The 25,600-nt window shown below is 60.9% G+C and carries 15 protein-coding genes, 6 tRNA genes and 3 rRNA genes; 19 read left to right on the top strand and 5 right to left on the bottom strand.

The window, feature by feature from the left end; genetic code table 11:
• Position 1 precedes the first annotated feature (1 nt).
• Both ACIGJB_RS15695 and ACIGJB_RS15690 read right to left on the bottom strand, forming a co-directional pair.
• Positions 2–655, bottom strand: coding sequence for a Vgb family protein (locus tag ACIGJB_RS15695; RefSeq protein ID WP_483730603.1), 654 nt, complete (start codon positions 653–655; stop codon positions 2–4).
• 36 nt (positions 656–691) lie between these two features.
• Positions 692–1,915 (bottom strand): helix-turn-helix domain-containing protein, encoded by a 1,224-nt coding sequence (locus ACIGJB_RS15690; RefSeq protein WP_483730602.1) that lies wholly within the window; start codon positions 1,913–1,915, stop codon positions 692–694.
• Between the two features lie 150 nt (positions 1,916–2,065).
• On the opposite strand from ACIGJB_RS15690, the gene ACIGJB_RS15685 reads away from it, so the two are divergent.
• The gene (locus ACIGJB_RS15685) at positions 2,066–2,536 is read left to right on the top strand and encodes a universal stress protein (RefSeq protein WP_483730601.1); all 471 of its coding nucleotides are present in this window, start codon (positions 2,066–2,068) and stop codon (positions 2,534–2,536) included.
• 20 nt (positions 2,537–2,556) lie between these two features.
• Here ACIGJB_RS15685 and ACIGJB_RS15680 read toward each other — a convergent pair whose 3' ends face one another.
• From ACIGJB_RS15680 to ACIGJB_RS15670, 3 genes are all read right to left on the bottom strand, one after another.
• Positions 2,557–2,835, bottom strand: coding sequence for a DUF1488 family protein (locus ACIGJB_RS15680; protein WP_483730600.1), 279 nt, complete (start codon positions 2,833–2,835; stop codon positions 2,557–2,559).
• 500 nt (positions 2,836–3,335) lie between these two features.
• Positions 3,336–4,580 carry a nucleoside recognition domain-containing protein gene (locus tag ACIGJB_RS15675; RefSeq protein ID WP_483730599.1) on the bottom strand — a complete coding sequence of 415 codons (1,245 nt, stop codon included), beginning with the start codon at positions 4,578–4,580 and terminating at the stop codon, positions 3,336–3,338.
• Between the two features lie 103 nt (positions 4,581–4,683).
• A complete protein-coding gene (locus ACIGJB_RS15670; protein ID WP_483730598.1) occupies positions 4,684–5,070 on the bottom strand; it encodes a DUF488 domain-containing protein in 387 nt (128 codons plus the stop codon).
• Between the two features lie 674 nt (positions 5,071–5,744).
• Here ACIGJB_RS15670 and ACIGJB_RS15665 point away from each other — a divergent pair.
• From ACIGJB_RS15665 to rpoC, 18 genes are all read left to right on the top strand, one after another.
• Positions 5,745–7,278 (top strand): 16S ribosomal RNA (locus tag ACIGJB_RS15665).
• 64 nt (positions 7,279–7,342) lie between these two features.
• A tRNA-Ile gene (locus ACIGJB_RS15660) sits at positions 7,343–7,419 on the top strand.
• An 11-nt stretch (positions 7,420–7,430) separates the two neighbouring features.
• Positions 7,431–7,506: transfer RNA gene (locus ACIGJB_RS15655), tRNA-Ala, on the top strand.
• Between the two features lie 306 nt (positions 7,507–7,812).
• Positions 7,813–10,693, top strand: a 23S ribosomal RNA gene (locus ACIGJB_RS15650).
• 130 nt (positions 10,694–10,823) lie between these two features.
• Positions 10,824–10,937, top strand: a 5S ribosomal RNA gene (rrf, locus tag ACIGJB_RS15645).
• Together the 16S, 23S and 5S rRNA genes with 5 tRNA genes alongside form the textbook arrangement of a ribosomal RNA operon.
• Positions 10,938–11,261: 324 nt before the next feature.
• Positions 11,262–11,347, top strand: a tRNA-Tyr gene (locus ACIGJB_RS15640).
• A 50-nt stretch (positions 11,348–11,397) separates the two neighbouring features.
• Positions 11,398–11,471, top strand: a tRNA-Gly gene (locus ACIGJB_RS15635).
• A gap of 40 nt (positions 11,472–11,511) precedes the next feature.
• Positions 11,512–11,586 (top strand) — tRNA-Thr (locus ACIGJB_RS15630).
• A 43-nt stretch (positions 11,587–11,629) separates the two neighbouring features.
• Entirely contained in the window at positions 11,630–12,820 is a 1,191-nt protein-coding gene (gene tuf, locus ACIGJB_RS15625; RefSeq protein ID WP_464221500.1) for an elongation factor Tu, read from the top strand.
• Between the two features lie 86 nt (positions 12,821–12,906).
• A tRNA-Trp gene (locus ACIGJB_RS15620) sits at positions 12,907–12,982 on the top strand.
• A 59-nt stretch (positions 12,983–13,041) separates the two neighbouring features.
• The gene (gene secE, locus ACIGJB_RS15615) at positions 13,042–13,422 is read left to right on the top strand and encodes a preprotein translocase subunit SecE (RefSeq protein ID WP_483709659.1); all 381 of its coding nucleotides are present in this window, start codon (positions 13,042–13,044) and stop codon (positions 13,420–13,422) included.
• 10 nt (positions 13,423–13,432) lie between these two features.
• A complete protein-coding gene (nusG, locus tag ACIGJB_RS15610) occupies positions 13,433–14,014 on the top strand; it encodes a transcription termination/antitermination protein NusG (protein WP_483730597.1) in 582 nt (193 codons plus the stop codon).
• Positions 14,015–14,174: 160 nt separating this feature from the next.
• Positions 14,175–14,606: a 50S ribosomal protein L11 gene (rplK, locus tag ACIGJB_RS15605; protein WP_010810467.1), complete on the top strand. Its 432-nt coding sequence runs from the start codon at positions 14,175–14,177 to the stop codon at positions 14,604–14,606.
• The gene (gene rplA, locus ACIGJB_RS15600) at positions 14,607–15,302 is read left to right on the top strand and encodes a 50S ribosomal protein L1 (protein ID WP_483709657.1); all 696 of its coding nucleotides are present in this window, start codon (positions 14,607–14,609) and stop codon (positions 15,300–15,302) included.
• A 390-nt stretch (positions 15,303–15,692) separates the two neighbouring features.
• Positions 15,693–16,214 (top strand): 50S ribosomal protein L10, encoded by a 522-nt coding sequence (rplJ, locus tag ACIGJB_RS15595; RefSeq protein WP_483709656.1) that lies wholly within the window; start codon positions 15,693–15,695, stop codon positions 16,212–16,214.
• A gap of 66 nt (positions 16,215–16,280) precedes the next feature.
• Positions 16,281–16,655 carry a 50S ribosomal protein L7/L12 gene (gene rplL, locus ACIGJB_RS15590; RefSeq protein ID WP_011299320.1) on the top strand — a complete coding sequence of 125 codons (375 nt, stop codon included), beginning with the start codon at positions 16,281–16,283 and terminating at the stop codon, positions 16,653–16,655.
• A gap of 416 nt (positions 16,656–17,071) precedes the next feature.
• On the top strand, positions 17,072–21,178 hold the full coding sequence (rpoB, locus tag ACIGJB_RS15585; protein ID WP_483730596.1) for a DNA-directed RNA polymerase subunit beta: 4,107 nt from the start codon (positions 17,072–17,074) through the stop codon (positions 21,176–21,178).
• A gap of 115 nt (positions 21,179–21,293) precedes the next feature.
• On the top strand, positions 21,294–25,538 hold the full coding sequence (gene rpoC / locus ACIGJB_RS15580) for a DNA-directed RNA polymerase subunit beta' (RefSeq protein WP_483709653.1): 4,245 nt from the start codon (positions 21,294–21,296) through the stop codon (positions 25,536–25,538).
• Positions 25,539–25,600: the final 62 nt, after the last annotated feature.

The following is a 25,600-nucleotide window of genomic DNA, read 5'->3' as shown; positions in this document are numbered from 1 at the left end:
CTCATGCCTGCGCGGCATCCTTCCTTGGGCGGCGCACCGCCCTGAGCTTTCCGCTGCTGCCGCCGCCGCAGTAGAACTGGTCCCCGCCATCGGATTCGAGCCCGCTCACGCTGACACCCGCCGGCATTTCGAGGCGCTCCAACACTTCGCCGGAGCGAGGATCAATGCGCCGCAGGTCGCTGGCTTCGCCTTCCCACGTGCCGTGCCATAGTTCGCCATCGACCCATGTGACGCCGGTCACGAAGCGGCTCGACTCCAGGGTGCGAAGCACTTTGCCGGTTTCCGGGTCAAGCTGGTGGATCTTTCGCTCGCGATATTGCCCCACCCAGAGAGATCCTTCCGCCCAGGCCAGACCCGAGTCGCCTCCGCCGCCGGGCGCGGGAATGGTGGCAAGCACGCGGCCGGTCTGTGGATCGATTTTCTCGATGCGGCTCTCGGAGATCTGGAACAAGTGCCGTCCGTCGAACGCTGTTCCCGCATGTGCGGGTATTTCGATGGCACGCACCGTCTGCCCGCTGGCCGGATCGAGCGCATTGAGCTTGTCGCCGGAGGCGAACCATACCTGGCGCCCGTCGTAGGTGACGCCGTGGATGGCGTCGACGCCGGGGAACGGGCCGTATTCCCGAATGATTTCCGCTGCTGATGATCGCTTCATGTTCCTGTCCTCGTCACGGGTTATGTGCGTTTCATGCTAGCTGCCTGGCAGCGGCGCAGGGAGTAACAAGGTCGTCGCGAATCCGGGGATAGGGGGCGTCATCCAGCGACGCGCGCGGCCGTGGCCGACGGGCTGCACCTTGCCTGTTGCCGCCAGGGCATCGAGGGCGCGCTGCATGGTGCGCTGGCTCGCGCCGAGCGCAAGCGCCAGGGCTGAGCTTGACCACGACTCGCCGTCGGCCAGGCAGGCAAGTACGGTGGCGTAGGCGTCTTCGACGGGCAGTGCCAGCACGGCGACATCGGTGGCATCGCGCGGCGCGAGCGCGAATCCGCGGCCGGTCGCCGTGATGTCGCCCAGCGGCCCGAGCGCCGCGCGAAGCCGGCCGATTTCCACGCGCAGCCGCGCACGGTGCGAGGCATCGGAGAACTTCGTGCGGAAGGCGCGCGCGATCAGCGTGTCGCGCGGCACATCGTCGGGCCACGCTTCACCGAGCATGCGTGCAAGGGCGAACAACACCGGGCGCCGGGCGAGCGCGACCACGCTGTCGTTTTTGCGCACGACGAGGCGACACGCATCGACCACCAGCGTTGCGGAGGCCAGCAGCGTTTCCACTTCGTCGAGACGGAGCAACCGCTCGCTGCCGCGCTTGAGCAAGCGTGCAGCAGGCGTATCGAGGACGACGGAGGCGGTTTCCACTTCGGCCATCAAGGCAGGAATGCCGGCCTGACGCGCCGCGTCGGCGGCCCGGACGAGGGCGACGCGGGCCGCCGTCGTCCGCAGGCGCCGGATTGCGATGCCGGCCGCGACAAGTTCGTGCGCGGCCCGCAGGGCGGGCGGCAGGGGCGTAGTGAGGTCCAGTCCGGCAAGCCTGTGTTCAGCCTCATCGAGATGGCCGGTCAGCAGCAGGCGACGGACCTGCAGATAGTGGGCATGCGCTGCGTTGGCTCGGTCGCCGTGCGCTTCCAGCGTGGCGCGCGCCGCGTCGAGCGCCCGGACTGGCCAGCCCAGATCGCGCGAGGCGAGGGCGATTTCGGCCTCGGCGACGATGCAACGCGCGCTTGCCACCGCCTCCTTCGGGCCGAACGCGCGTGCGGCGGCACGCAACAGTGCCTTGGCGCGGGCGAAATCGCCCAGTTGCGCCATGGCGATCCCACGGAGCGCCAGCGCCGGAGCATCGTCACGGAGGGCGACGCGGTTGAGCGCGCCGAGCGGGTCACCTGACGCCAGCGCGCGAGCGGCAGCTGTGACTAGCGAGTCCATCCGGATTCCGCCACGCTTCTCATCTCATCGTTGGAGGTCGCGCGTAATCTAGCATGCGGCTCCTCGCCGCGTGCCGCAGGCAGCACGTGTAGTATGGGAAAGGCGGCCTGCAGCCACCATTCCCTTTTCCTGTCTACGGAGGTAACGAAGATGACCGGCGCGGCGTACAGCAAGATCGTGGTAGCGGTGGACGGCAGCAGCACGTCCACCCTGGCCCTGGATGAGGCGGTTCGGGTGGCGGGCCCGGGCGGCGCAACCGTGCTCGCGCTCTATGTCGTGGACAGCGCGACGCCGCTCTTCGATGCGGGCTTCTACGATCCAAGCCAGGTTCAGAAGGCATTCGTAGAGAGTGGGCAGCGCGCGCTCGAAGAGGCCGCCAGGCACCTGGCCGCCGCCAATGTGAAGCACGAAACCAGGCTCGTGAGCGAAGCACCCATACCGGGCGACATCGGCGCCTCCATCAATGAAGCGGCTCGTCAGTGGGGGGCCGATTTGCTCGTGATTGGCACGCATGGGCGGCGCGGCGTGCGCCGGCTGGTGCTGGGCAGCGTGGCCGAGGCGGTGATCCGGCAATCCACCATGCCGGTGCTGCTGGTGCGCGGTGAAGGCGCCGCGGACTGAGTACCGGGCGCGGCCGGCCGTCAGCCGGCGAAGCGGAAATGTCCGCTGCGCAGCACGATCTCGCGGGCCTCGGTCAGTTCGAACAGGCTTTCCGCCAGTTGCTCGATGCGCTGGCGATTGCTGGCGAACGCAGCCAGCAGGTCCTCCTCGCGCGGCGAACGCGCGCCGAAGTGCGCTTCGAGCGCTTCGGCTGTGACGGAATACCGGGTTGGACTACCGTTGACCGTTGCCGGGCAGGACAGCCTCAGGCTGACCGCGCAGTAGGTCGGGGTGGCGCGAGGAAACGAGACAGCGGACATGGCGTACCCCTCGTGCGGTCGACGAATCAATGACAACAGTCTAGGACATCGGTCGGCGTGGTAAAGGCGGCAAATCGACCCTCGCCTCGGATCGGGCATGGTGAAACAACTGGCTGCGCTCCGCGACGGCAGAATTGGTGCGATGCGGCAAATCAGTGAATCCATGTGTCGTCCGCAACGATCTGCAGCACTGTTGCATCATAGCCAGGCAATCGCCTCAAGTTCGGGTCCGGTTCTCGATTGCGCCCACGGTCGCGACGGAAATCCAATGGAGGCGTCAGCTTTGCCAAATTTCGGGCAAAAAAAACCCGCGCAGTGTTCTGCGCGGGTTGGAATCCACCGAGGTGGTGGAGGAGACAGACTTCACTATACACGTCTTGCTGCAACGCACCAAGCAGCGGTCAGGGAATGTTCTGTTTTTGACACATTGATGTTGTGTTGCTACAACGGGGGCGCCCGAATTTTGTTCTGGGGCAGCGCAGGCGACGCTTTTTTGAATTCTATCGAAACAGATAGGCAGCTCCGACAGCGCAGAACAAACCAGCGACATCAGCAACGAGCGCGCATGCGAGGGCTTGCCGCGTATTGCGCACGTTGACGCTGCCGAAATAGACCGCCAGGACATAGAACGTAGTCTCGGTCGATCCCTGGATAATGGCTGCAAGCCGGCCCTGGAAGGACTCCACGCCATAGGTGGTCATCACATCGACCATCAGTCCGCGGGCGCCGGCGCCGGACAGGATCTTCATCAATCCGACGGGCAGCGCGGGCACGAACTCCGTATCCAGACCGAGCCGGGAGAAGCCGGTTGTCAGGCCATGCATCAGAATGTCCATACATCCGGTAGCTCGGAATAGCCCGATTGCCACCAGGATCGCAACAAGGTAGGGAATGATCTGCACGGCGACGCCGAAGCCTTCCTTGGCGCCTTCAATAAAGGCCTCGTAGACGTTGATGCGGCGTATGGCGCCGCACACCAGGAAGACAGTGATCAGCGACAGAATGAAGCCGCTGCCTGCCAGGGCCGTGAGCTGGCTCACCCTATCCGGTGACGCATGGCGAAGCCAGGCCAGGAGTCCGCCCAAGCCTAGCGCGGCCAGAGCAAAGGCGGCGAGCACGGCCGGCCGGAACAGGTTCAGCCGTTGGACCCAGGCCACCGCCAGCAGGCCTGCCACGAATGAGCCACCGGTCGCCAGCAGCGTTGGAAGGAAGATATCCGCCGCATTGAACCCGACCAGCCCTTGCTTGATCGCAATGGCCTGCCGCATGGCGATGACCGAAGTCGGGATCAGCGTCAGGCCAGCGGTGTTCAGTACGATGAACATGATCTGGGCATCGGTGGCCACCTCGGGACGCGGGTTCAGTGTCTGGAGTTCGCGCATCGCGTTGAGGCCTAGCGGCGTCGCAGCGTTGTCCAGCCCGAGCAGGTTGGCCGAGAAGTTCATCATCATTGCGCCCTGGGCCGGATGGCCTTGCGGCACGCCGGGGAAAAAGTGGCGCAGCAGCGGGTTGACCAGTCGCGCAAAGGCATCCACGACGCCCGCGCGCTCGCCGATGCGCATGATGCCGAGCCAGAGGCTCATGATCCCGGCCAGTCCCAAGGCAATCTCGAATGCCGTGCGGGCGCTGTCGAACAGGCTGGCCAGCATCGCCGGAAACACGGCAACGTCGCCGTTGGCGAGCCGTATGCACGCCGCCAGGAAGGCGGTCAGGAAGAAACCGAGCCAGACGAAGTTCAGGACCATCGGGAATCAGGGCGAAGAAAGGATGGCCGGGCCGGGTTTGCGGCCCGGGCCCGGACAAGCGTCGCATCATAGCCGCGCGCCGTTGCGGGTGACAGGATCTTCGTCAGGCGATTTGTGCGCCGCGCTCGGCGAGCAGTTCGCGCAGTACCGAGCGGTGACAGTGCGCCTCGTCTTCGCAATAGCAGCCAACGGAGAAATTGGCCTTATGCGAAAGCGCTGCCAGCAGGTCCAGCGTATGGCTGGCATCGGGCGCGGTCATCTCCTTGCGGAAATGCCTGACGAAGGTGCGCCAGGCTTTATCGTCCTCGGCGGAAAGTGCCTCGGCGACCAGTTCGGCTGAGGGCGACAGGACGGGATACCAGACATCGTAGTAATCGCGGCTGGCAAACTCTGCCTTGGGGACGCCCCGAGGCGGGCGTCGGACCGTGCCAATGCGAAGGCCTTCATCCGCGGCGCGCGGGGAACCCAGTCGAACGATCCGGATGGTCATGGAAGTCTCCGCAAGGGCGGGCAGTAGCGAGATGTTGAAGTCTTCGATGATGAATCATCGTGTCGTGCATGACAAACGCGCGCATGTGGCGCTTAGGGCAGTCGTCTGTCCAGAACATCCTTATATAAATGCACACTGGCATTTGGAGGGGCGCCCGAACAGTGAGCGGATAGCGCCAATGCGCGCCTTCTCACGTTTCATACGCCGTTTTCTGTCGCCTGGAATTATTTCGCTGAATCGCTTGCCAAAGCCGGCGCACCCCCGTACTATTCGCCCCCTCGCAACACAACGCGGCGCTGCAAAGCAGACGTAGCAAGGGTTGCTGGGTTGATCGGGTGGTTCGGCGGCGCGAAGTTGGCGCGACGAACCGGAGCAAAAAAGATTGCTGACCTGGTTGACGAAACGAAGAAAGTGCTACATAATCTCGTTTCTCTGCTGCAGACAACGCAGCGCGCTGAACGGCAAAGCCGGCAGCGAAGTTCTTTAACAACCAAACAACCGATAAGTGTGGGCGCTGGGTAGCGGACGCACGAGGTCTTCGGACTTCGGAGCTTCACAAGTTATACAGTGCTCGCACAGCAAAACGTGACTGGGTCTTCGGATCTGGTCAGTCAGTTTTCTGAGAGTGAGCGACCGCTCGAAAGAGCGAGGGTCTTCGGACCCACACAGAGATTGAACTGAAGAGTTTGATCCTGGCTCAGATTGAACGCTGGCGGCATGCCTTACACATGCAAGTCGAACGGCAGCGCGGGCTTCGGCCTGGCGGCGAGTGGCGAACGGGTGAGTAATACATCGGAACGTGCCCTGTCGTGGGGGATAACTAGTCGAAAGATTAGCTAATACCGCATACGACCTGAGGGTGAAAGCGGGGGACCGGTAACGGCCTCGCGCGACAGGAGCGGCCGATGTCTGATTAGCTAGTTGGTGGGGTAAAGGCCTACCAAGGCGACGATCAGTAGCTGGTCTGAGAGGACGATCAGCCACACTGGGACTGAGACACGGCCCAGACTCCTACGGGAGGCAGCAGTGGGGAATTTTGGACAATGGGGGCAACCCTGATCCAGCAATGCCGCGTGTGTGAAGAAGGCCTTCGGGTTGTAAAGCACTTTTGTCCGGAAAGAAAACGTCCTGGTTAATACCTGGGGCGGATGACGGTACCGGAAGAATAAGCACCGGCTAACTACGTGCCAGCAGCCGCGGTAATACGTAGGGTGCGAGCGTTAATCGGAATTACTGGGCGTAAAGCGTGCGCAGGCGGTTTGATAAGACAGGCGTGAAATCCCCGAGCTTAACTTGGGAATGGCGCTTGTGACTGTCAGGCTAGAGTATGTCAGAGGGGGGTAGAATTCCACGTGTAGCAGTGAAATGCGTAGAGATGTGGAGGAATACCGATGGCGAAGGCAGCCCCCTGGGACGTCACTGACGCTCATGCACGAAAGCGTGGGGAGCAAACAGGATTAGATACCCTGGTAGTCCACGCCCTAAACGATGTCAACTAGTTGTTGGGGATTCATTTCTTCAGTAACGTAGCTAACGCGTGAAGTTGACCGCCTGGGGAGTACGGTCGCAAGATTAAAACTCAAAGGAATTGACGGGGACCCGCACAAGCGGTGGATGATGTGGATTAATTCGATGCAACGCGAAAAACCTTACCTACCCTTGACATGCCACTAACGAAGCAGAGATGCATCAGGTGCCCGAAAGGGAAAGTGGACACAGGTGCTGCATGGCTGTCGTCAGCTCGTGTCGTGAGATGTTGGGTTAAGTCCCGCAACGAGCGCAACCCTTGTCTCTAGTTGCTACGAAAGGGCACTCTAGAGAGACTGCCGGTGACAAACCGGAGGAAGGTGGGGATGACGTCAAGTCCTCATGGCCCTTATGGGTAGGGCTTCACACGTCATACAATGGTGCGTACAGAGGGTTGCCAACCCGCGAGGGGGAGCTAATCCCAGAAAACGCATCGTAGTCCGGATCGTAGTCTGCAACTCGACTACGTGAAGCTGGAATCGCTAGTAATCGCGGATCAGCATGCCGCGGTGAATACGTTCCCGGGTCTTGTACACACCGCCCGTCACACCATGGGAGTGGGTTTTGCCAGAAGTAGTTAGCCTAACCGCAAGGAGGGCGATTACCACGGCAGGGTTCATGACTGGGGTGAAGTCGTAACAAGGTAGCCGTATCGGAAGGTGCGGCTGGATCACCTCCTTTCCAGAGGCGCGCGTTCTGCGTGTCCAGTGTCCACACTTATCGGTTTGTTTGCTGTTACAGCCAAGGGTCTGTAGCTCAGGTGGTTAGAGCACCGTCTTGATAAGGCGGGGGTCGTAGGTTCAAGTCCTACCAGACCCACCAAGTTATCCGAGGGGGGATTAGCTCAGCTGGGAGAGCACCTGCTTTGCAAGCAGGGGGTCGTCGGTTCGATCCCGTCATCCTCCACCATCGCTCTGACGAGTGAGTTGCGGAAACCTGGAATTGGTTGTCAAAGGAAAGCATTTGATTGAGTGCTTCCCTTTGGCATTGCCAAGCGAGCGCGGGTCTATCCTGCGCATCGGCTGTTCTTTAACAATATGGGATGTAGTAAAGGTGTCGCGCGAGCGTTGATGAGACGCTGCAGTACAAACGCGATACCGGGTTGTGATTGTATCAACCAAAATGTATTTAAGTGATCGAAAGATGACTTGGAATACGGCACAAATGCGAGAACTCACCTGTAGCGATAGTGTCGCTGAGACACACTCGTTATAGGGTCAAGCGAACAAGTGCATGTGGTGGATGCCTTGGCGATCACAGGCGATGAAGGACGCGGTAGCCTGCGAAAAGCTTCGGGGAGCTGGCAAACAAGCTTTGATCCGGAGATGTCCGAATGGGGAAACCCGGCCCGCATGGGTCATCCCTTGCTGAATACATAGGCAAGGGAAGCGAACGCGGCGAACTGAAACATCTAAGTAGCTGCAGGAACAGAAATCAACCGAGATTCCCAGAGTAGTGGCGAACGAAATGGGAAGAGCCTTGTACTCTTTAGCAGTGTTGTTAGCAGAACGGGATGGAAAGCCCGGCCATAGCAGGTGATAGCCCTGTATGCGAAAACAGCGTTGTGGAACTAGGTGTACGAGAAGTAGGGCGGGACACGTGAAATCCTGTCTGAAGATGGGGGGACCATCCTCCAAGGCTAAATACTCGTGATCGACCGATAGTGAACCAGTACCGTGAGGGAAAGGCGAAAAGAACCCCGGGAGGGGAGTGAAATAGATCCTGAAACCGCATGCATACAAACAGTCGGAGCCTGGAAACGGGTGACGGCGTACCTTTTGTATAATGGGTCAGCGACTTACATTCAGTGGCAAGCTTAACCGATTAGGGCAGGCGTAGCGAAAGCGAGTCCGAACAGGGCGTTCAGTCGCTGGGTGTAGACCCGAAACCAGATGATCTATCCATGGCCAGGTTGAAGGTGCGGTAACACGTACTGGAGGACCGAACCCACTAACGTTGAAAAGTTAGGGGATGAGCTGTGGATAGGGGTGAAAGGCTAAACAAATCTGGAAATAGCTGGTTCTCTCCGAAAACTATTTAGGTAGTGCCTCGTGTCTCACCTTCGGGGGTAGAGCACTGTCATGGTTGGGGGGTCTATTGCTGATTACCCCGCCATAGCAAACTCCGAATACCGAAGAGTGCAATCACGGGAGACAGACATCGGGTGCTAACGTCCGGTGTCAAGAGGGAAACAACCCAGACCGCCAGCTAAGGTCCCCAAATATAGCTAAGTGGGAAACGAAGTGGGAAGGCTAAAACAGTCAGGAGGTTGGCTTAGAAGCAGCCACCCTTTAAAGAAAGCGTAATAGCTCACTGATCGAGTCGTCCTGCGCGGAAGATGTAACGGGGCTAAGCTATATACCGAAGCTGCGGACGCACAGCAATGTGCGTGGTAGGAGAGCGTTCCGTAAGCCTGTGAAGGTGTCTTGTAAAGGATGCTGGAGGTATCGGAAGTGCGAATGCTGACATGAGTAGCGATAAAGGGGGTGAAAGGCCCCCTCGCCGTAAGCCCAAGGTTTCCTACGCAACGTTCATCGGCGTAGGGTGAGTCGGCCCCTAAGGCGAGGCAGAGATGCGTAGCTGATGGGAAGCAGGTTAATATTCCTGCACCGTCGTATGATGCGATGGGGGGACGGATCGCGGAAGGTTGTCCGGGTGTTGGAAGTCCCGGTCCCTGCATTGGAGAAGGCGCTTAGGCAAATCCGGGCGCGGGATTCAAGGATGTGGGGCGAGCGGCCTAGTGCTGCGAAGCAATTGGAAGTGGTTCCAAGAAAAGCCTCTAAGCTTCAGTCATACGAGACCGTACCGCAAACCGACACAGGTGGGCGAGATGAGTATTCTAAGGCGCTTGAGAGAACTCGGGAGAAGGAACTCGGCAAATTGGTACCGTAACTTCGGGATAAGGTACGCCCTGGTAGCTTGACTGGCCTGCGCCAGAAGGGTGAAGGGGTTGCAATAAAATGGTGGCTGCGACTGTTTAATAAAAACACAGCACTCTGCAAACACGAAAGTGGACGTATAGGGTGTGACGCCTGCCCGGTGCCGGAAGATTAAATGATGGGGTGCAAGCTCTTGATTGAAGTCCCGGTAAACGGCGGCCGTAACTATAACGGTCCTAAGGTAGCGAAATTCCTTGTCGGGTAAGTTCCGACCTGCACGAATGGCGTAACGATGGCCACACTGTCTCCTCCCGAGACTCAGCGAAGTTGAAGTGTTTGTGATGATGCAATCTCCCCGCGGCTAGACGGAAAGACCCCATGAACCTTTACTGTAGCTTTGCATTGGACTTTGAACCGATCTGTGTAGGATAGGTGGGAGGCTTTGAAGCGTGGACGCTAGTCTACGTGGAGCCGTCCTTGAAATACCACCCTGGTTTGTTTGAGGTTCTAACCTTGGCCCGTGAATCCGGGTCGGGGACAGTGCATGGTAGGCAGTTTGACTGGGGCGGTCTCCTCCCAAAGTGTAACGGAGGAGTTCGAAGGTACGCTTGGTACGGTCGGACATCGTACCTAAAGTGCAATGGCAAAAGCGTGCTTAACTGCGAGACCGACAAGTCGAGCAGGTGCGAAAGCAGGACATAGTGATCCGGTGGTTCTGAATGGAAGGGCCATCGCTCAACGGATAAAAGGTACTCTGGGGATAACAGGCTGATACCGCCCAAGAGTTCATATCGACGGCGGTGTTTGGCACCTCGATGTCGGCTCATCTCATCCTGGGGCTGTAGCCGGTCCCAAGGGTATGGCTGTTCGCCATTTAAAGAGGTACGTGAGCTGGGTTTAAAACGTCGTGAGACAGTTTGGTCCCTATCTGCCGTGGGCGTTGGAATCTTGACGGGGGCTGCTCCTAGTACGAGAGGACCGGAGTGGACGTACCGCTGGTGTACCTGTTGTCTCGCCAGAGGCATCGCAGGGTAGCTATGTACGGAAGAGATAACCGCTGAAAGCATCTAAGCGGGAAACTCGCCTGAAGATGAGGATTCCCTGGCGGCTTGACCGCCTTGAAGGGTCGTTCGAGACCAGGACGTTGATAGGCTGGGTGTGGAAGCGCAGTAATGCGTTAAGCTAACCAGTACTAATTGCCCGTAAGGCTTGATCCTATAACCAGTGTGTTTTAGCCTGGTGGGTCGATCGCCTTGTGCCGGCTGATACAGCACAACCCAAGACTACAAAGACTACATCCCGAATTGGTGGCGTTGGACGAACTGCCCAGCGCCACAACCCCTTATGCCTGGTGACCATAGCGAGTTGGAACCACCCCTTCCCATCCCGAACAGGTCCGTGAAACGACTCCGCGCCGATGATAGTGCGGATTACCCGTGTGAAAGTAGGTCATCGCCAGGCTCTTACAATGCAAAACCCCTCGACAGCATGTGCTGCGAGGGGTTTTTGCTTTTCCGAATCACCCAAGCTCTGCTCCAGGCAGCGTGCTGGAACTGGTCCTAGGTCGCACTGGGACCTCGCACTAAGCCTTCTTCGGGCCTCCAGAGCGTCGATATGCGTCTCCCTATAGGGTGAGAACTCAGAAATTAAAACTGTGTTTGTGGGTTGCTACAGCCAGCGTCAGATCGCCAGGCAGTGGCCAGCTCGATGGTCCGGTCGATGCATTCCGCAACGGAAAGTGCTTGACAGGCGAGGCGAGAGGTCCCATAATCGATAGTTCTCTGCGGAGAGGTGCCCGAGTGGCTAAAGGGGGCAGACTGTAAATCTGTTGGCTTACGCCTACGCTGGTTCGAATCCAGCCCTCTCCACCAGAATGCAAGACAGTGACCGGCTACCAGGCCGGTGAAGCAGAAAGAACCAGGCGGGTGTAGCTCAATGGTAGAGCAGAAGCCTTCCAAGCTTATGACGAGGGTTCGATTCCCTTCACCCGCTCCAGATCGCGTGGTTGCTGTCGACAAGTAGTACTTCTAGTTTTGCCCATGTGGCTCAGTGGTAGAGCACTCCCTTGGTAAGGGAGAGGTCGGCAGTTCGATCCTGCCCATGGGCACCAAATACCGCACTGGCAATATCGCTGCCGACACAGGAGTCGTGAAATGGCAAAGGAAAAGTTCGAGCGGACCAAGCCGCACGTGAACGTTGGTACGATTGGTCACGTTGACCATGGCAAGACCACGCTGACCGCAGCGATCGCCACGGTGCTGGCAGCGAAGTTTGGCGGTGCCGCCAAGAAGTACGACGAAATCGACGCAGCGCCGGAAGAAAAGGCACGCGGTATTACCATCAATACCGCCCACGTCGAGTACGAAACGGCCAACCGCCACTACGCGCACGTTGACTGCCCGGGCCACGCCGACTACGTGAAGAACATGATCACGGGTGCCGCCCAGATGGACGGCGCAATCCTGGTTTGCTCGGCCGCTGACGGCCCGATGCCGCAAACGCGCGAGCACATCCTGCTGGCCCGCCAGGTTGGCGTGCCGTACATCATCGTGTTCCTGAACAAGTGCGACATGGTGGACGACGCTGAACTGCTCGAGCTGGTCGAGATGGAAGTTCGCGAGCTGCTGTCGAAGTACGAGTTCCCCGGCGACGACACCCCGATCATCAAGGGTTCGGCCAAGCTGGCGCTGGAAGGCGACAAGGGCGAGCTGGGCGAAGTCGCCATCATGAACCTGGCCGACGCGCTGGACACCTACATCCCGACGCCGGAGCGCGCCGTGGACGGTACGTTCCTGATGCCGGTGGAAGACGTGTTCTCGATCTCGGGTCGCGGCACCGTGGTGACCGGCCGTATCGAGCGTGGCGTGATCAAGGTCGGCGAAGAAATCGAAATCGTTGGTATCAAGCCGACGGTCAAGACGACCTGCACCGGCGTGGAAATGTTCCGCAAGCTGCTGGACCAGGGCCAGGCTGGTGACAACGTCGGTCTGCTGCTGCGCGGCACCAAGCGTGAAGACGTCGAGCGCGGCCAGGTGCTGTGCAAGCCGGGTTCGATCAAGCCGCACACCCACTTCACCGGCGAGGTGTACATTCTGTCGAAGGACGAAGGTGGCCGTCACACCCCGTTCTTCAACAACTACCGCCCGCAGTTCTACTTCCGTACCACCGACGTGACCGGCTCGATCGAGCTGCCGGCGGACAAGGAAATGGTGATGCCGGGTGACAACGTGTCGATCACCGTCAAGCTGATCGCCCCGATCGCCATGGAAGAAGGCCTGCGCTTCGCTATCCGCGAAGGTGGCCGTACCGTCGGCGCCGGCGTCGTGGCAAAGATCCTCGACTAAGCAGTCAATATCAGGCGAACGCGGCACCAACCGGCTGCGTTCGTTGCCAGAGGGATTGGCTTCATTGCTGATCCCACAGTAGTTTTAGGGGTATAGCTCAACTGGCAGAGCGTCGGTCTCCAAAACCGAAGGTTGGGGGTTCGATTCCCTCTGCCCCTGCCAAATCAATCAGCCGCGTCGCGAAAATCCTTCGTGACGCGGCTTAGTCTCGTTTGCGAAACATGGCCAATCCCAATGTCGAAACCGTAAACGCCAATAGCGGCAAGTGGTTGCTTGGCGTCGCGGTCCTGCTTGTGGTTGCCGGCGTCATCGGTTTCTATGCACTGGCACAGCAACCGTCTTATGTGCGTGGCGCCGCGCTGTTCGCGGGCATCGCGCTGGGCGTTGTCGTGGCGCTGGTGTCGGTGCCGGGCAAGGATTTCATTGGCTTCGCCAAGGAATCGTACCGGGAAGTTCGCAAGGTCGTCTGGCCGACGCGCAAGGAAGCCGGACAAATGACCGGGCTGGTGTTCGCCTTCGTCGTTGTGATGGCCTTGTTCCTGTGGTCGGCCGACAAGCTCATCGAGTGGGTCATCTTTTCGCTCGTACTGGGCTGGAAATAAGAGGTAGCGCATGACGGATAACGTCCAGCAGGAAAACACCGCCGCGGAATCGCCTTCGTCGAAGAAGCGCTGGTATGTCGTGCACGCATACTCCGGTATGGAAAAGAGCGTGCAGCGCGCGCTACAGGAACGCATCGAGCGCGCCGAGATGCAGGACAAGTTTGGCCGCATCCTGGTGCCTTCTGAAGAAGTCGTGGAAATCAAGGGTGGCCATAAGTCGGTCACCGAGCGTCGTTTCTTCCCGGGCTATGTCCTGGTCGAGATGGAAATGACCGATGAAACCTGGCACCTGGTGAAGAACACCAGCAAGGTGACCGGTTTCGTTGGCGGTGCCCGCAACCGCCCGAGCCCGATCTCGCAGCGCGAAGTCGACAAGATCATGACCCAGATGCAGGAAGGGGTCGAGAAGCCGCGTCCCAAGACGCTGTTCGAAGTGGGCGAAATGGTGCGCGTCAAGGACGGCCCGTTCACCGACTTCAACGGCAACGTGGAAGAAGTGAACTACGAGAAATCGCGCCTGCGCGTCTCGGTCACGATCTTCGGACGTGCGACGCCGGTCGAGCTGGAGTTCGGCCAGGTCGAGAAGGTGTAAGGAATTTGCTGGTTGCCCGCTGCAAGGCGAGCAACTGGCAAAGGCGCAGCCAAACGGCTGGGCCAAGAGGAGCGTGAGGCCGCGCGACAGTGCGGCGACAGCGCGTTACGACTCAACAGGATCATCTCCGTGAAACGGAGCGATCTGGATTGGAGTAGAAATGGCCAAGAAGATTATTGGCTTTATCAAGCTGCAGATTCCGGCTGGTAAGGCAAATCCCTCCCCGCCCGTTGGTCCCGCACTGGGTCAGCGTGGTCTGAACATCATGGAGTTCTGCAAGGCGTTCAACGCCCAGACCCAGGGTATGGAACCCGGTCTGCCGGTGCCGGTGGTGATTACCGCCTTCGCCGACAAGAGCTTCACCTTCGTGATGAAGTCGCCGCCCGCGACCGTGCTGATCAAGAAGGCCGCCGGCATCACCAAGGGTTCGCCGAAGCCGCACACCGACAAGGTTGGCAAGATCACCCGCGCCCAGGCTGAAGAAATCGCCAAGGCCAAGAACGCTGACCTGACCGCTGCCGATCTGGACGCCGCCGTGCGTACCATCGCCGGTTCGGCTCGCTCGATGGGCATCACCGTGGAGGGTCTGTAAATGGCTAAGGTTTCCAAGCGCGTCGCTGCCAACAAGGCAAAGATCGAGCGTACCAAGTTCTACCCGATCGACGAGGCCCTGGGCCTGGTGAAGGGCTGCGCCTCGGCGAAGTTCGACGAATCGATCGACGTGGCCGTGCAACTCGGCATCGATGCCAAGAAGTCGGACCAGGTTGTTCGTGGCTCCGTGGTGCTGCCTGCCGGTACCGGCAAGTCGGTGCGCGTGGCTGTGTTCGCCCAGGGCGACAAGGCCGAGGCCGCCAAGGCTGCTGGTGCCGACATCGTTGGCATGGAAGACCTGGCTGAGCAAGTCAAGGCCGGCAACCTGAACTTCGACGTCGTGATCGCTTCGCCGGACACGATGCGTATCGTCGGTACGCTGGGCCAGATCCTGGGCCCGCGCGGCCTGATGCCGAACCCCAAGGTTGGCACCGTGACCCCGGACGTCGCCCAGGCAGTGAAGAACGCCAAGGCCGGTCAGGTTCAGTTCCGCGTCGACAAGGCCGGTATCATCCACGCCACCATCGGTCGTCGTTCGTTCGAAGACACCGCCCTGAAGAGCAACCTGGCAGCACTGCTGGAAGCTCTGGTCAAGGCCAAGCCGGCTACGAGCAAGGGTGTGTACCTGCGCAAGATCGCCGTGTCGTCGACCATGGGTGTTGGCGTGCGTGTCGAGCAGGCTTCGCTGTCGGCCTGAGCTGACGGCACTCGGTTGACCGGAACCCGATAACGCCGGTCAGCAAAAGAATTGTAGGTTCCTGCCGACGGCAGGGGCTGTCTCCGGACCGTAAGGTAAGGAGCAAGGCTTTGGGCAGTGGTGCCCGCCGCAGGCGCAAGCCGTGGCAGGCATCGCTGGTTATCAAAGACCGCTGGTGTCCGCGTTGCTGCTGTCGGGGAGCGTGGGCTTAATCGGTCGGACCGTGCGCAACGGGGCAACCCGCTGCGACGACTTCCGGCCCGCCAGCGCAGATGGCGCACCCGAAGGGATTGATGAAGCCGGGCCAGACCCGGGTGATTCGGGCCAATCGGTCGCCGTTCGTATGGACTGATGTGCGTCGCAAGACAAGCATCGTTTTGGAGCTAAACCGTGCCACTCAATATTGAAGATAAGAAGGCCGTCGTTGCTGAGGTTTCGGCGCAAGTCGCCAAAGCCCAGACCATCGTCGTCGCCGAATATCGCGGCATCGCGGTTGGCGATCTGACCAAGCTGCGTGCGACCGCCCGCCAGCAAGGCGTCTACCTGCGCGTTCTGAAGAACACGCTGGCCCGCCGCGCTGTGGAAGGTACGCCGTTTGCTGGCCTCGCAGAGCAAATGACCGGTCCGCTGATCTACGGTATTTCCGAAGATGCAGTGGCCTCGGCCAAGGTTCTCAACGACTTTGCCAAGACCAACGACAAACTGGTCCTGCGCGCTGGGTCGTATGACGGCCGTGTGCTCGATGCTGCCGCCGTCAAGGCGCTGGCTTCGATCCCGAGCCGCGACGAACTGATTGCTCAGCTGCTTGGCGTGATGCAGGCACCGGTGTCGGGCTTTGCCCGTCTGCTGGCCGCCCTGGCTGCCAAGAATAGCGAAGGCGCTCCCGCAGAAGCGGAAGCCCCGGCTGCTTAAGGCTGCGTACAGATCGGGCATACCGATCGCAATACCGATACCGAATCAAATTTAGGAGTAATCCAAATGGCAATCACTAAAGACGACATCCTGGAAGCCGTTGGCGCGATGTCCGTGATGGAACTGAACGACCTGGTCAAGGCGTTCGAAGAAAAGTTTGGCGTGTCCGCCGCTGCGATGGCCGTGGCTGCTGCCCCCGGCGCTGGCGGTGCTGCCGCTGCTGAAGAGCAGACCGAGTTCAACGTGATCCTGGCCGAAGTCGGCGCTAACAAGGTTGGCGTGATTAAGGCTGTTCGCGAAATCACCGGCCTGGGCCTGAAGGAAGCCAAGGACCTGGTTGATGGCGCACCGAAGGCCGTCAAGGAAGGCGTGGACAAGGCTGCTGCTGCCGAAGCCAAGAAGAAGCTGGAAGACGCTGGCGCGAAGGTCGACGTCAAGTAATGCATCGCTCGCGTGCCTTTCGGCACGCGAATGGGGCTGGCAAAGGGAAACTCCCGGCGCCAGCCTTTTTGCGCTTGTGCGGGTGTGTTTGATTGGCCACTTGCAGCGGCGAAATGTGATGTGAGAGTTGCGTGAGCCGGGTTAAAAGCCCGATGTCTCAGCAGACGCCAAACATCAGTGGCAAACTACCGTGTTGCTGCTGATGTTTGTCTTCTGAACCGACTGCAGAAGACAAGTTTGGTCGGGTGTCCCCCGGGCGAGTGCAGGCTTTGCGCTAATGCATTGACCACACCGCCCGCAGCGTGCGGACACCGTCAGCCAGAGGTTGGTAGCGGCCAACCGCCAAATCCCCTCCCAGTCGCTGAACACCTCAGGCGCGGCCAGGTCCAGCTGCCCTGCGATGATTCGGAGATCCCATGGCGTACAGCTTCACCGAAAAGAAGCGCATTCGCAAATCCTTTGCGAAGCGCGCGACGGTTCATCAGGTTCCATTCCTGCTTGCAACCCAGATTGAATCCTACACCCAGTTCTTGCAAGCGGAAACGCCGACCGCGCGTCGCAAGACCGAAGGCCTGCAGGCCGCTTTCAACGCGATTTTCCCGATTGCCTCCCATAACGGGCTTGCCCGTATGGAGTTCGTCTCGTATCACCTGTCCAACCCGCCGTTCGACGTCAAGGAATGCCAGCAGCGTGGCCTGACGTTCCACTCGGCCCTGCGCGCCAAGGTTCGCCTGATCATCAACGATCGCGAGAACCCGGGCAAGGTGAAGGAAGTGAAGGAGCAGGAAGTCTACATGGGTGAAATTCCGCTCATGACTTCCACCGGTTCGTTTGTGATCAACGGCACCGAGCGTGTCATCGTGTCGCAGCTGCACCGCTCGCCGGGCGTGTTCTTCGAGCACGACAAGGGCAAGACCCACAGCTCGGGCAAGCTGCTGTTCTCGGCCCGTATCATTCCTTACCGCGGCTCGTGGCTGGACTTCGAGTTCGACCCGAAGGACATCCTGTACTTCCGCGTCGACCGCCGCCGCAAGATGCCGGTGACGATCCTGCTGAAGTCGATCGGCCTGACGCCGGAGCAGATCCTCGCGCACTTCTTCGTGTTCGACAACTTCACGCTGCAGTCGGAAGGCGCGCAGCTCGAGTTCGTGCCCGAGCGGCTGCGCGGTGAAGTCGCGCGCTTCGACATCGCCGACAAGAACGGCCGTGTCGTGGTCGAAAAGGACAAGCGGATCAACGCCAAGCATATCCGCGACCTGGATTCGGCTGGCACCAAGCTGATCAGCGTGCCGGAAGACTACCTGGTGGGCCGCGTGCTGGCGAAGAACATCATCGACCCGGATACCGGCGAGGTGATTGCCAACGCCAACGACGAGCTGACCGAGACCGTCCTCGAAAACCTGCGTGAAGCCGGCGTCAAGCAGATCCAGACGCTGTACACCAACGATCTGGACCAGGGCCCGTACATGTCGCAGACGCTGCGCGTGGACGAGACCGCCGACCAGACCGCTGCGCGTATCGCGATCTACCGCATGATGCGCCCGGGCGAGCCGCCGACCGAAGACGCCGTGGAAGCGCTGTTCCAGCGCCTGTTCTACAGCGAAGAGTCGTACGACCTGTCGCGCGTTGGCCGCATGAAGGTTAACAGCCGTCTGTCGCGCCCGACCGGCGAGGGCAGCATGGTGCTGCAGGACGAGGACATCCTCGAGACCATCAAGATCCTGGTCAACCTGCGCAACGGCAAGGGCGAGGTCGATGACATCGACCACCTGGGCAACCGCCGCGTGCGTTGCGTCGGCGAACTGGCGGAGAACCAGTTCCGTGCCGGCCTGTCGCGCGTGGAGCGCGCCGTCAAGGAACGTCTGGGCCAGGCCGAGACCGAGAACCTGATGCCGCACGACCTGATCAACTCGAAGCCGATCTCGTCGGCGATTCGCGAGTTCTTCGGTTCGTCGCAGCTGTCGCAGTTCATGGACCAGACCAACCCGCTGTCGGAAATCACCCACAAGCGCCGTGTTTCGGCTCTTGGCCCGGGCGGTCTGACGCGCGAGCGCGCCGGCTTTGAAGTCCGCGACGTGCACCCGACCCACTATGGCCGCGTGTGCCCGATCGAAACGCCGGAAGGCCCGAACATTGGCCTGATCAACTCGCTGGCACTGTACGCCCGCCTGAACGAGTACGGCTTCCTGGAAACCCCGTACCGCAAGGTCGAGAACAGCAAGCTGACCGACCAGGTCGACTACCTGTCGGCGATCGAGGAAGGCAAGTACGTGGTGGCCCAGGCCAACGCAACCGTCGACGGCGAAGGCAACCTGACCGACGAACTGGTGTCGGCGCGTGAAGGCTCCGAGCGTGAAACCCGTATGGTGACGCCGGACCGCGTGCAGTACATCGACGTGGCGCCGTCGCAGATCGTGTCGGCCGCTGCCTCGCTGGTGCCGTTCCTGGAACACGATGACGCGAACCGTGCACTGATGGGCGCGAACATGCAGCGTCAGGCCGTGCCTTGCCTGCGTCCGGACAAGCCGCTGGTGGGTACCGGCATCGAGCGCACCGTTGCGGTCGACTCGGGCACCGCCGTGCAAGCCATGCGTGGTGGCGTGGTCGACTACGTCGACGCGATGCGTATCGTGATCCGCGTGAACGACGACGAAGCCGTGGCCGGTGAAGTCGGCGTCGACATCTACAACCTGATCAAGTACACGCGTTCGAACCAGAACACGAACATCAACCAGCGTCCGATGGTCAAGGTGGGCGACCACGTGGCCCGCGGCGACGTCGTGGCCGATGGCGCCTCGACCGACCTGGGCGAGCTCGCGCTCGGCCAGAACATGCTGGTCGCGTTCATGCCCTGGAACGGCTACAACTTCGAGGATTCGATCCTGATCTCGGAGCGCGTGGTGGCCGAAGACCGCTACACCTCGATCCACATCGAGGAACTGTCGGTCGTTGCCCGCGACACCAAGCTCGGACCTGAAGAAATCACGCGCGACATCTCGAACCTGGCCGAAGCCCAGCTGGCTCGCCTGGACGAGTCGGGCATCACCTACATCGGCGCCGAAGTCGAAGCCGGCGACGTGCTGGTGGGCAAGGTCACGCCGAAGGGCGAGACCCAGCTGACGCCGGAAGAGAAGCTGCTGCGCGCGATCTTCGGCGAGAAGGCTTCGGACGTGAAGGACACCTCGCTGCGCGTGCCGTCGGGCATGAGCGGCATCGTGATCGACGTCCAGGTCTTCACCCGCGAAGGCGTGACCCGCGACAAGCGTGCCCAGTCGATCATCGACGACGAACTGAAGCGCTATCGCCTGGACCTGAACGACCAGCTGCGTATCGTGGAAGGCGACGCGTTCCAGCGTCTGGAGCGTCTGCTGGTCGACAAGACCGTCAACGGCGGTCCGAAGAAGCTGGCCAAGGGCGCGAAGCTGACCAAGGAATACCTGGCGGAAATCGACAAGTACCACTGGTTCGACATCCGTCCGGCCGACGAGGAAGTGGCTGCCCAGCTCGAAGCCGTCAAGGAAGCCATCGAGCAGAAGCGCCACGAGTTCGACCTGGCCTTCGAAGAGAAGCGCAAGAAGCTCACGCAGGGCGACGAACTGCCGCCGGGCGTGATCAAGATGGTCAAGGTGTACCTGGCCGTCAAGCGCCGCCTGCAGCCTGGCGACAAGATGGCAGGCCGTCACGGCAACAAGGGCGTTGTGTCCAAGATCACCCCGATCGAAGACATGCCCTACATGGCCGACGGTACGCCTGCCGACATCGTGCTGAACCCGCTGGGCGTGCCTTCGCGGATGAACGTGGGCCAGATTCTCGAGACCCACCTGGGCTGGGCCGCGCGCGGTCTGGGCGAGCGCATCGGCAACATGCTGAAGGCGCAAGCCAAGGCAGCCGAACTGCGCAAGCTGCTCACGCAGATCTACAACGAGAGCGGCAAGGTCGAAGACCTCGACAGCCTGTCGGATTCGGAAGTCCTGGAACTGGCCGAGAACCTGAAGAAGGGCGTGCCGTTCGCGACGCCGGTGTTCGACGGTGCGCATGAGGACGAAATCCGCCGCATGCTGGACCTCGCCTATCCGGAAGAGATCGCGAAGGAGAAGGGCCTGACCGCTTCCAAGCAGCAGGTCACGCTGTTCGACGGCCGCACCGGCGAAGCGTTCGAGCGTCCGGTCACGCTGGGTGTGATGCACATGCTGAAGCTGCACCACCTGGTCGACGACAAGATGCACGCGCGTTCGACCGGCCCGTACTCGCTCGTCACGCAGCAGCCGCTGGGTGGTAAGGCGCAGTTCGGTGGCCAGCGTTTCGGTGAGATGGAAGTGTGGGCACTGGAAGCCTACGGCGCATCGTACGTGCTGCAGGAAATGCTGACCGTCAAGTCCGATGACGTGAACGGCCGTACCAAGGTGTACGAAAACATCGTCAAGGGCGAGCACTCGATCGATGCCGGCATGCCGGAATCGTTCAACGTGCTGGTGAAGGAAATCCGCTCGCTGGGTATCGACATCGACCTCGATCGCTATTGATCGAGACGATGCGGGTGCCGGCCACGGCGGGCACCCACCAGCGCAGGATTTCCCACAGGATTGAATGCCGCGGCACCGGACAGACTCCGGGGCCGTGGCGAAACAAGGAGTTGCAATGAAAGCATTGCTCGATCTCTTTAAGCAGGTTCAGCAGGAAGAGCAGTTCGACGCGATCAAGATCGGCCTGGCATCGCCCGACAAGATCCGTTCGTGGTCGTACGGCGAAGTGAAGAAGCCGGAAACGATCAACTACCGTACGTTCAAGCCGGAACGCGACGGCCTGTTCTGCGCCAAGATCTTTGGCCCGATCAAGGACTACGAGTGCCTGTGCGGCAAGTACAAGCGCCTGAAGCACCGTGGCGTGATCTGCGAGAAGTGCGGCGTTGAAGTGACGCTGGCCAAGGTGCGCCGCGAGCGCATGGGCCACATCGAACTGGCCGCGCCGACCGCGCACATCTGGTTCCTGAAGTCGCTGCCGTCACGTCTGGGCATGGTCCTGGACATGACGCTGCGCGACATCGAGCGCGTGCTGTACTTCGAGGCATTCGTGGTGCTCGAGCCCGGCATGACCCCGCTCAAGAAGAGCCAGATCATGTCGGAAGACGACTACCTGGCGAAGTGCGACGAGTACGGCGAGGGCGAGTTCGTCGCCATGATGGGCGCCGAGGGCATCCGTGAACTGCTGCGCGGCATCGACATCGAGAAGCAGATCGAACAGATCCGTGCCGAACTGCAGGCTACCGGCTCCGAAGCCAAGATCAAGAAGTTCGCCAAGCGCCTGAAGGTGCTCGAGGCCTTCCAGCGTTCGGGCATCAAGCCCGAGTGGATGATCCTCGAAGTGCTGCCGGTGCTGCCGCCCGAACTGCGCCCGCTGGTGCCGCTGGACGGCGGCCGCTTCGCGACCTCGGACCTGAACGACCTGTATCGCCGCGTCATCAACCGTAACAACCGCCTGAAGCGCCTGCTGGAGCTGAAGGCCCCTGAAATCATCGTGCGCAACGAAAAGCGCATGCTGCAGGAAGCGGTTGACTCGCTGCTGGACAACGGCCGTCGCGGCAAGGCGATGACCGGCGCCAACAAGCGTCCGCTGAAGTCCCTGGCCGAAATGATCAAGGGCAAGGGCGGCCGTTTCCGTCAGAACCTGCTGGGCAAGCGCGTCGACTACTCGGGCCGTTCGGTCATCGTGGTGGGCCCGACGCTCAAGCTGCATCAGTGCGGCCTGCCTAAGCTGATGGCGCTCGAGCTGTTCAAGCCGTTCATCTTCCACAAGCTGGAAACGATGGGCATCGCCACCACTATCAAGGCGGCGAAGAAGGAAGTGGAAAGCCAGACGCCGGTGGTGTGGGACATCCTCGAAGAGGTGATCCGCGAGCACCCGGTGATGCTGAACCGTGCGCCGACGCTGCACCGCCTGGGCATTCAGGCGTTCGAGCCGGTGCTGATCGAAGGCAAGGCCATCCAGCTGCACCCGCTGGTCTGCGCAGCGTTCAACGCTGACTTCGACGGTGACCAGATGGCTGTTCACGTCCCGCTGTCGCTGGAAGCGCAGATGGAAGCCCGCACGCTGATGCTGGCCTCCAACAACGTGCTGTTCCCGGCCAACGGCGACCCGTCGATCGTGCCGTCGCAAGACGTGGTGCTGGGTCTGTACTACACGACCCGCGACAAGATCAACGGCAAGGGCGAGGGCATGACCTTTGCCGACATCAGCGAAGTGATCCGCGCCTACGAGAACAAGGAAGTCGAACTGGCTTCCCGCGTGAACGTGCGTATCACCGAGTATGAGCTGGTCGACAAGGACGCCGAGGGCGACGCGCGTTTCGCACCGAAGATCACGCTGCAGGCGACCACCGTCGGCCGCTCGATCCTGTCGGAGATCCTGCCGAAGGGCCTGCCGTTCTCGGTGCTGAACAAGCCGCTGAAGAAGAAGGAAATCTCGCGCCTGATCAACACCGCGTTCCGCAAGTGCGGCCTGCGCGAGACCGTGATCTTCGCCGACAAGCTGCTGCAGTCGGGCTTCCGCCTGGCGACGCGCGCCGGTATCTCGATCGCGATCGACGACATGCTGGTGCCGCCGCTGAAGGAGAAGATCATCTCCGAGGCTTCGGCCAAGGTGAAGGAATACGACAAGCAGTACATGTCGGGCCTGGTGACGGACCAGGAGCGTTACAACAACGTCGTGGACATCTGGGGCGCCGCCGGCGACCAGGTGGGCAAGGCGATGATGGAGCAGCTCCAGCACGAAGACGTGGTCGACCGCAATGGCAACACCGTCAAGCAAGAGTCGTTCAACTCCATCTACATGATGGCCGACTCGGGTGCACGGGGTTCCGCCGCGCAGATCCGCCAGCTGGCCGGCATGCGTGGCCTGATGGCAAAGCCGGATGGCTCGATCATTGAAACGCCGATTACGGCGAACTTCCGTGAAGGTCTGAACGTTCTGCAGTACTTCATCTCGACCCACGGCGCGCGTAAGGGTCTGGCCGATACGGCACTGAAGACCGCGAACTCGGGTTACCTGACCCGCCGTCTGGTCGACGTGACGCAGGACCTGGTCGTGGTGGAAGACGATTGCGGCACCTCCAACGGCGTGGCCATGAAGGCCCTGGTCGAAGGCGGTGAAGTGATCGAAGCCCTGCGCGACCGTATCCTGGGCCGTGTGACCGTGGCCGACGTGGTGAACCCTGAAACCCAGGAAACCGCGATCGAGACCGGCACGCTGCTGGACGAAGACCTGGTCGACCTGATCGACGCGATCGGCGTGGATGAAGTCAAGGTGCGCACGCCGCTGTCGTGCGATACGCGCTACGGCTTGTGCGCCAAGTGCTATGGCCGTGACCTCGGCCGCGGCGTGATGGTGAACTCCGGCGAAGCGGTTGGTGTGATTGCCGCCCAGTCGATCGGTGAGCCGGGCACGCAGCTGACCATGCGTACGTTCCACATCGGTGGTGCGGCATCGCGTGCGGCCGTGGCATCGAGCGTTGAAGCGAAGGCAACCGGTACCGTGCGTTTCACGGCGACCATGCGCTATGTGACCAATGCGAAGGGCGAGCTGATCGTCATCTCGCGTTCGGGCGAAGCGCTGATCACCGACGACCACGGCCGCGAGCGCGAGCGCCACAAGATCCCGTACGGTGCCACGCTGCTGGTGCAGGACGGCCAGGCCATCAAGGCTGGCACGCAGCTGGCCACGTGGGACGCACTGACTCGCCCGATCGTTTCGGAGTACACCGGCACGACCAAGTTCGAGAACGTGGAAGAAGGCGTGACCGTCGCCAAGCAGATGGACGAGGTCACCGGCCTGTCGACCCTCGTGGTGATCGACGCCAAGCGCCGCACGGCTGCCACCAAGGGCATTCGCCCGCAGGTGAAGCTGCTCGACGCGAACGGCCAGGAAGTCAAGATTCCGGGCACGGACCACTCCGTGACCATCGGCTTCCAGGTTGGCGCGCTGATTACCGTGAAGGACGGCCAGCAGGTTCACGTCGGTGAAGTGCTCGCACGTATCCCGACCGAATCGCAGAAGACCCGTGACATTACCGGTGGTCTGCCGCGTGTGGCCGAACTGTTCGAAGCGCGTTCGCCGAAGGACGCCGCCGTGCTGGCGGAAGTCACCGGCACGACTTCGTTCGGCAAGGACACCAAGGGCAAGCAGCGCCTGGTCATCACCGACCTCGACGGCAATGCCCACGAGTTCCTGATCGCGAAGGAAAAGCAGGTGCTGGTGCACGACGGCCAGGTGGTGAACAAGGGCGAAATGATCGTGGAAGGTCCGGCGGATCCGCACGACATCCTGCGCCTGAAGGGCATCGAAGAGCTGGCGCACTACATCGTGGACGAAGTCCAGGACGTGTACCGTCTGCAGGGCGTGAAGATCAACGACAAGCACATCGAGGTGATCGTTCGCCAGATGCTGCGCCGTGTGCAGGTGGCAGACGTGGGCGACACCAAGTTCATCCCGGGTGAACAGGTGGAGCGTTCGGAACTGCTCGACGAGAACGATCGCGTGATCGCCGAAGGCAAGCGTCCGGCGACCTACGAGAACCTGCTGCTGGGTATTACCAAGGCGTCGCTGTCGACCGACAGCTTCATCTCGGCGGCATCGTTCCAGGAAACCACGCGCGTGCTGACCGAAGCCGCGATCATGGGCAAGACCGACGACCTGCGTGGTCTGAAGGAAAACGTGATCGTTGGCCGTCTGATCCCGGCCGGTACCGGCCTGGCCTACCACCGTGCCCGCAAGGCACGCGAGTCGGCCGAACGCGAACGCGCCCAGGCGATCTCCGAAGAAGAGCAGTCGCTCTTCATCGAGCCGCCGCCGGTGGTGCAGGCGACCGAGGGTGAAGGCGACAACGCCTGATCCATGCAGTAGCGCTCCGCCGCAAGGCGGACCAGAAGCCCGGCTGATCCAGCCGGGCTTTT

It is taken from the genome of Cupriavidus sp. C2SS-8b, assembly GCF_057073745.1.
The sequence above is the reverse complement of the archived record's forward strand: the minus strand, read 5'-3'. Positions and strand labels throughout refer to the sequence as shown.

Coding starts and splice junctions, on each gene's coding strand:
- ACIGJB_RS15695 (WP_483730603.1), bottom strand. CDS start 655: ATGAAGCGATCATCAGCAGCGGAAATCATTCGGGAATACGGCCCGTTC.
- ACIGJB_RS15690 (WP_483730602.1), bottom strand. CDS start 1,915: ATGGACTCGCTAGTCACAGCTGCCGCTCGCGCGCTGGCGTCAGGTGAC.
- ACIGJB_RS15685 (WP_483730601.1), top strand. CDS start 2,066: ATGACCGGCGCGGCGTACAGCAAGATCGTGGTAGCGGTGGACGGCAGC.
- ACIGJB_RS15680 (WP_483730600.1), bottom strand. CDS start 2,835: ATGTCCGCTGTCTCGTTTCCTCGCGCCACCCCGACCTACTGCGCGGTC.
- ACIGJB_RS15675 (WP_483730599.1), bottom strand. CDS start 4,580: ATGGTCCTGAACTTCGTCTGGCTCGGTTTCTTCCTGACCGCCTTCCTG.
- ACIGJB_RS15670 (WP_483730598.1), bottom strand. CDS start 5,070: ATGACCATCCGGATCGTTCGACTGGGTTCCCCGCGCGCCGCGGATGAA.
- tuf (WP_464221500.1), top strand. CDS start 11,630: ATGGCAAAGGAAAAGTTCGAGCGGACCAAGCCGCACGTGAACGTTGGT.
- secE (WP_483709659.1), top strand. CDS start 13,042: ATGGCCAATCCCAATGTCGAAACCGTAAACGCCAATAGCGGCAAGTGG.
- nusG (WP_483730597.1), top strand. CDS start 13,433: ATGACGGATAACGTCCAGCAGGAAAACACCGCCGCGGAATCGCCTTCG.
- rplK (WP_010810467.1), top strand. CDS start 14,175: ATGGCCAAGAAGATTATTGGCTTTATCAAGCTGCAGATTCCGGCTGGT.
- rplA (WP_483709657.1), top strand. CDS start 14,607: ATGGCTAAGGTTTCCAAGCGCGTCGCTGCCAACAAGGCAAAGATCGAG.
- rplL (WP_011299320.1), top strand. CDS start 16,281: ATGGCAATCACTAAAGACGACATCCTGGAAGCCGTTGGCGCGATGTCC.
- rpoB (WP_483730596.1), top strand. CDS start 17,072: ATGGCGTACAGCTTCACCGAAAAGAAGCGCATTCGCAAATCCTTTGCG.
- rpoC (WP_483709653.1), top strand. CDS start 21,294: ATGAAAGCATTGCTCGATCTCTTTAAGCAGGTTCAGCAGGAAGAGCAG.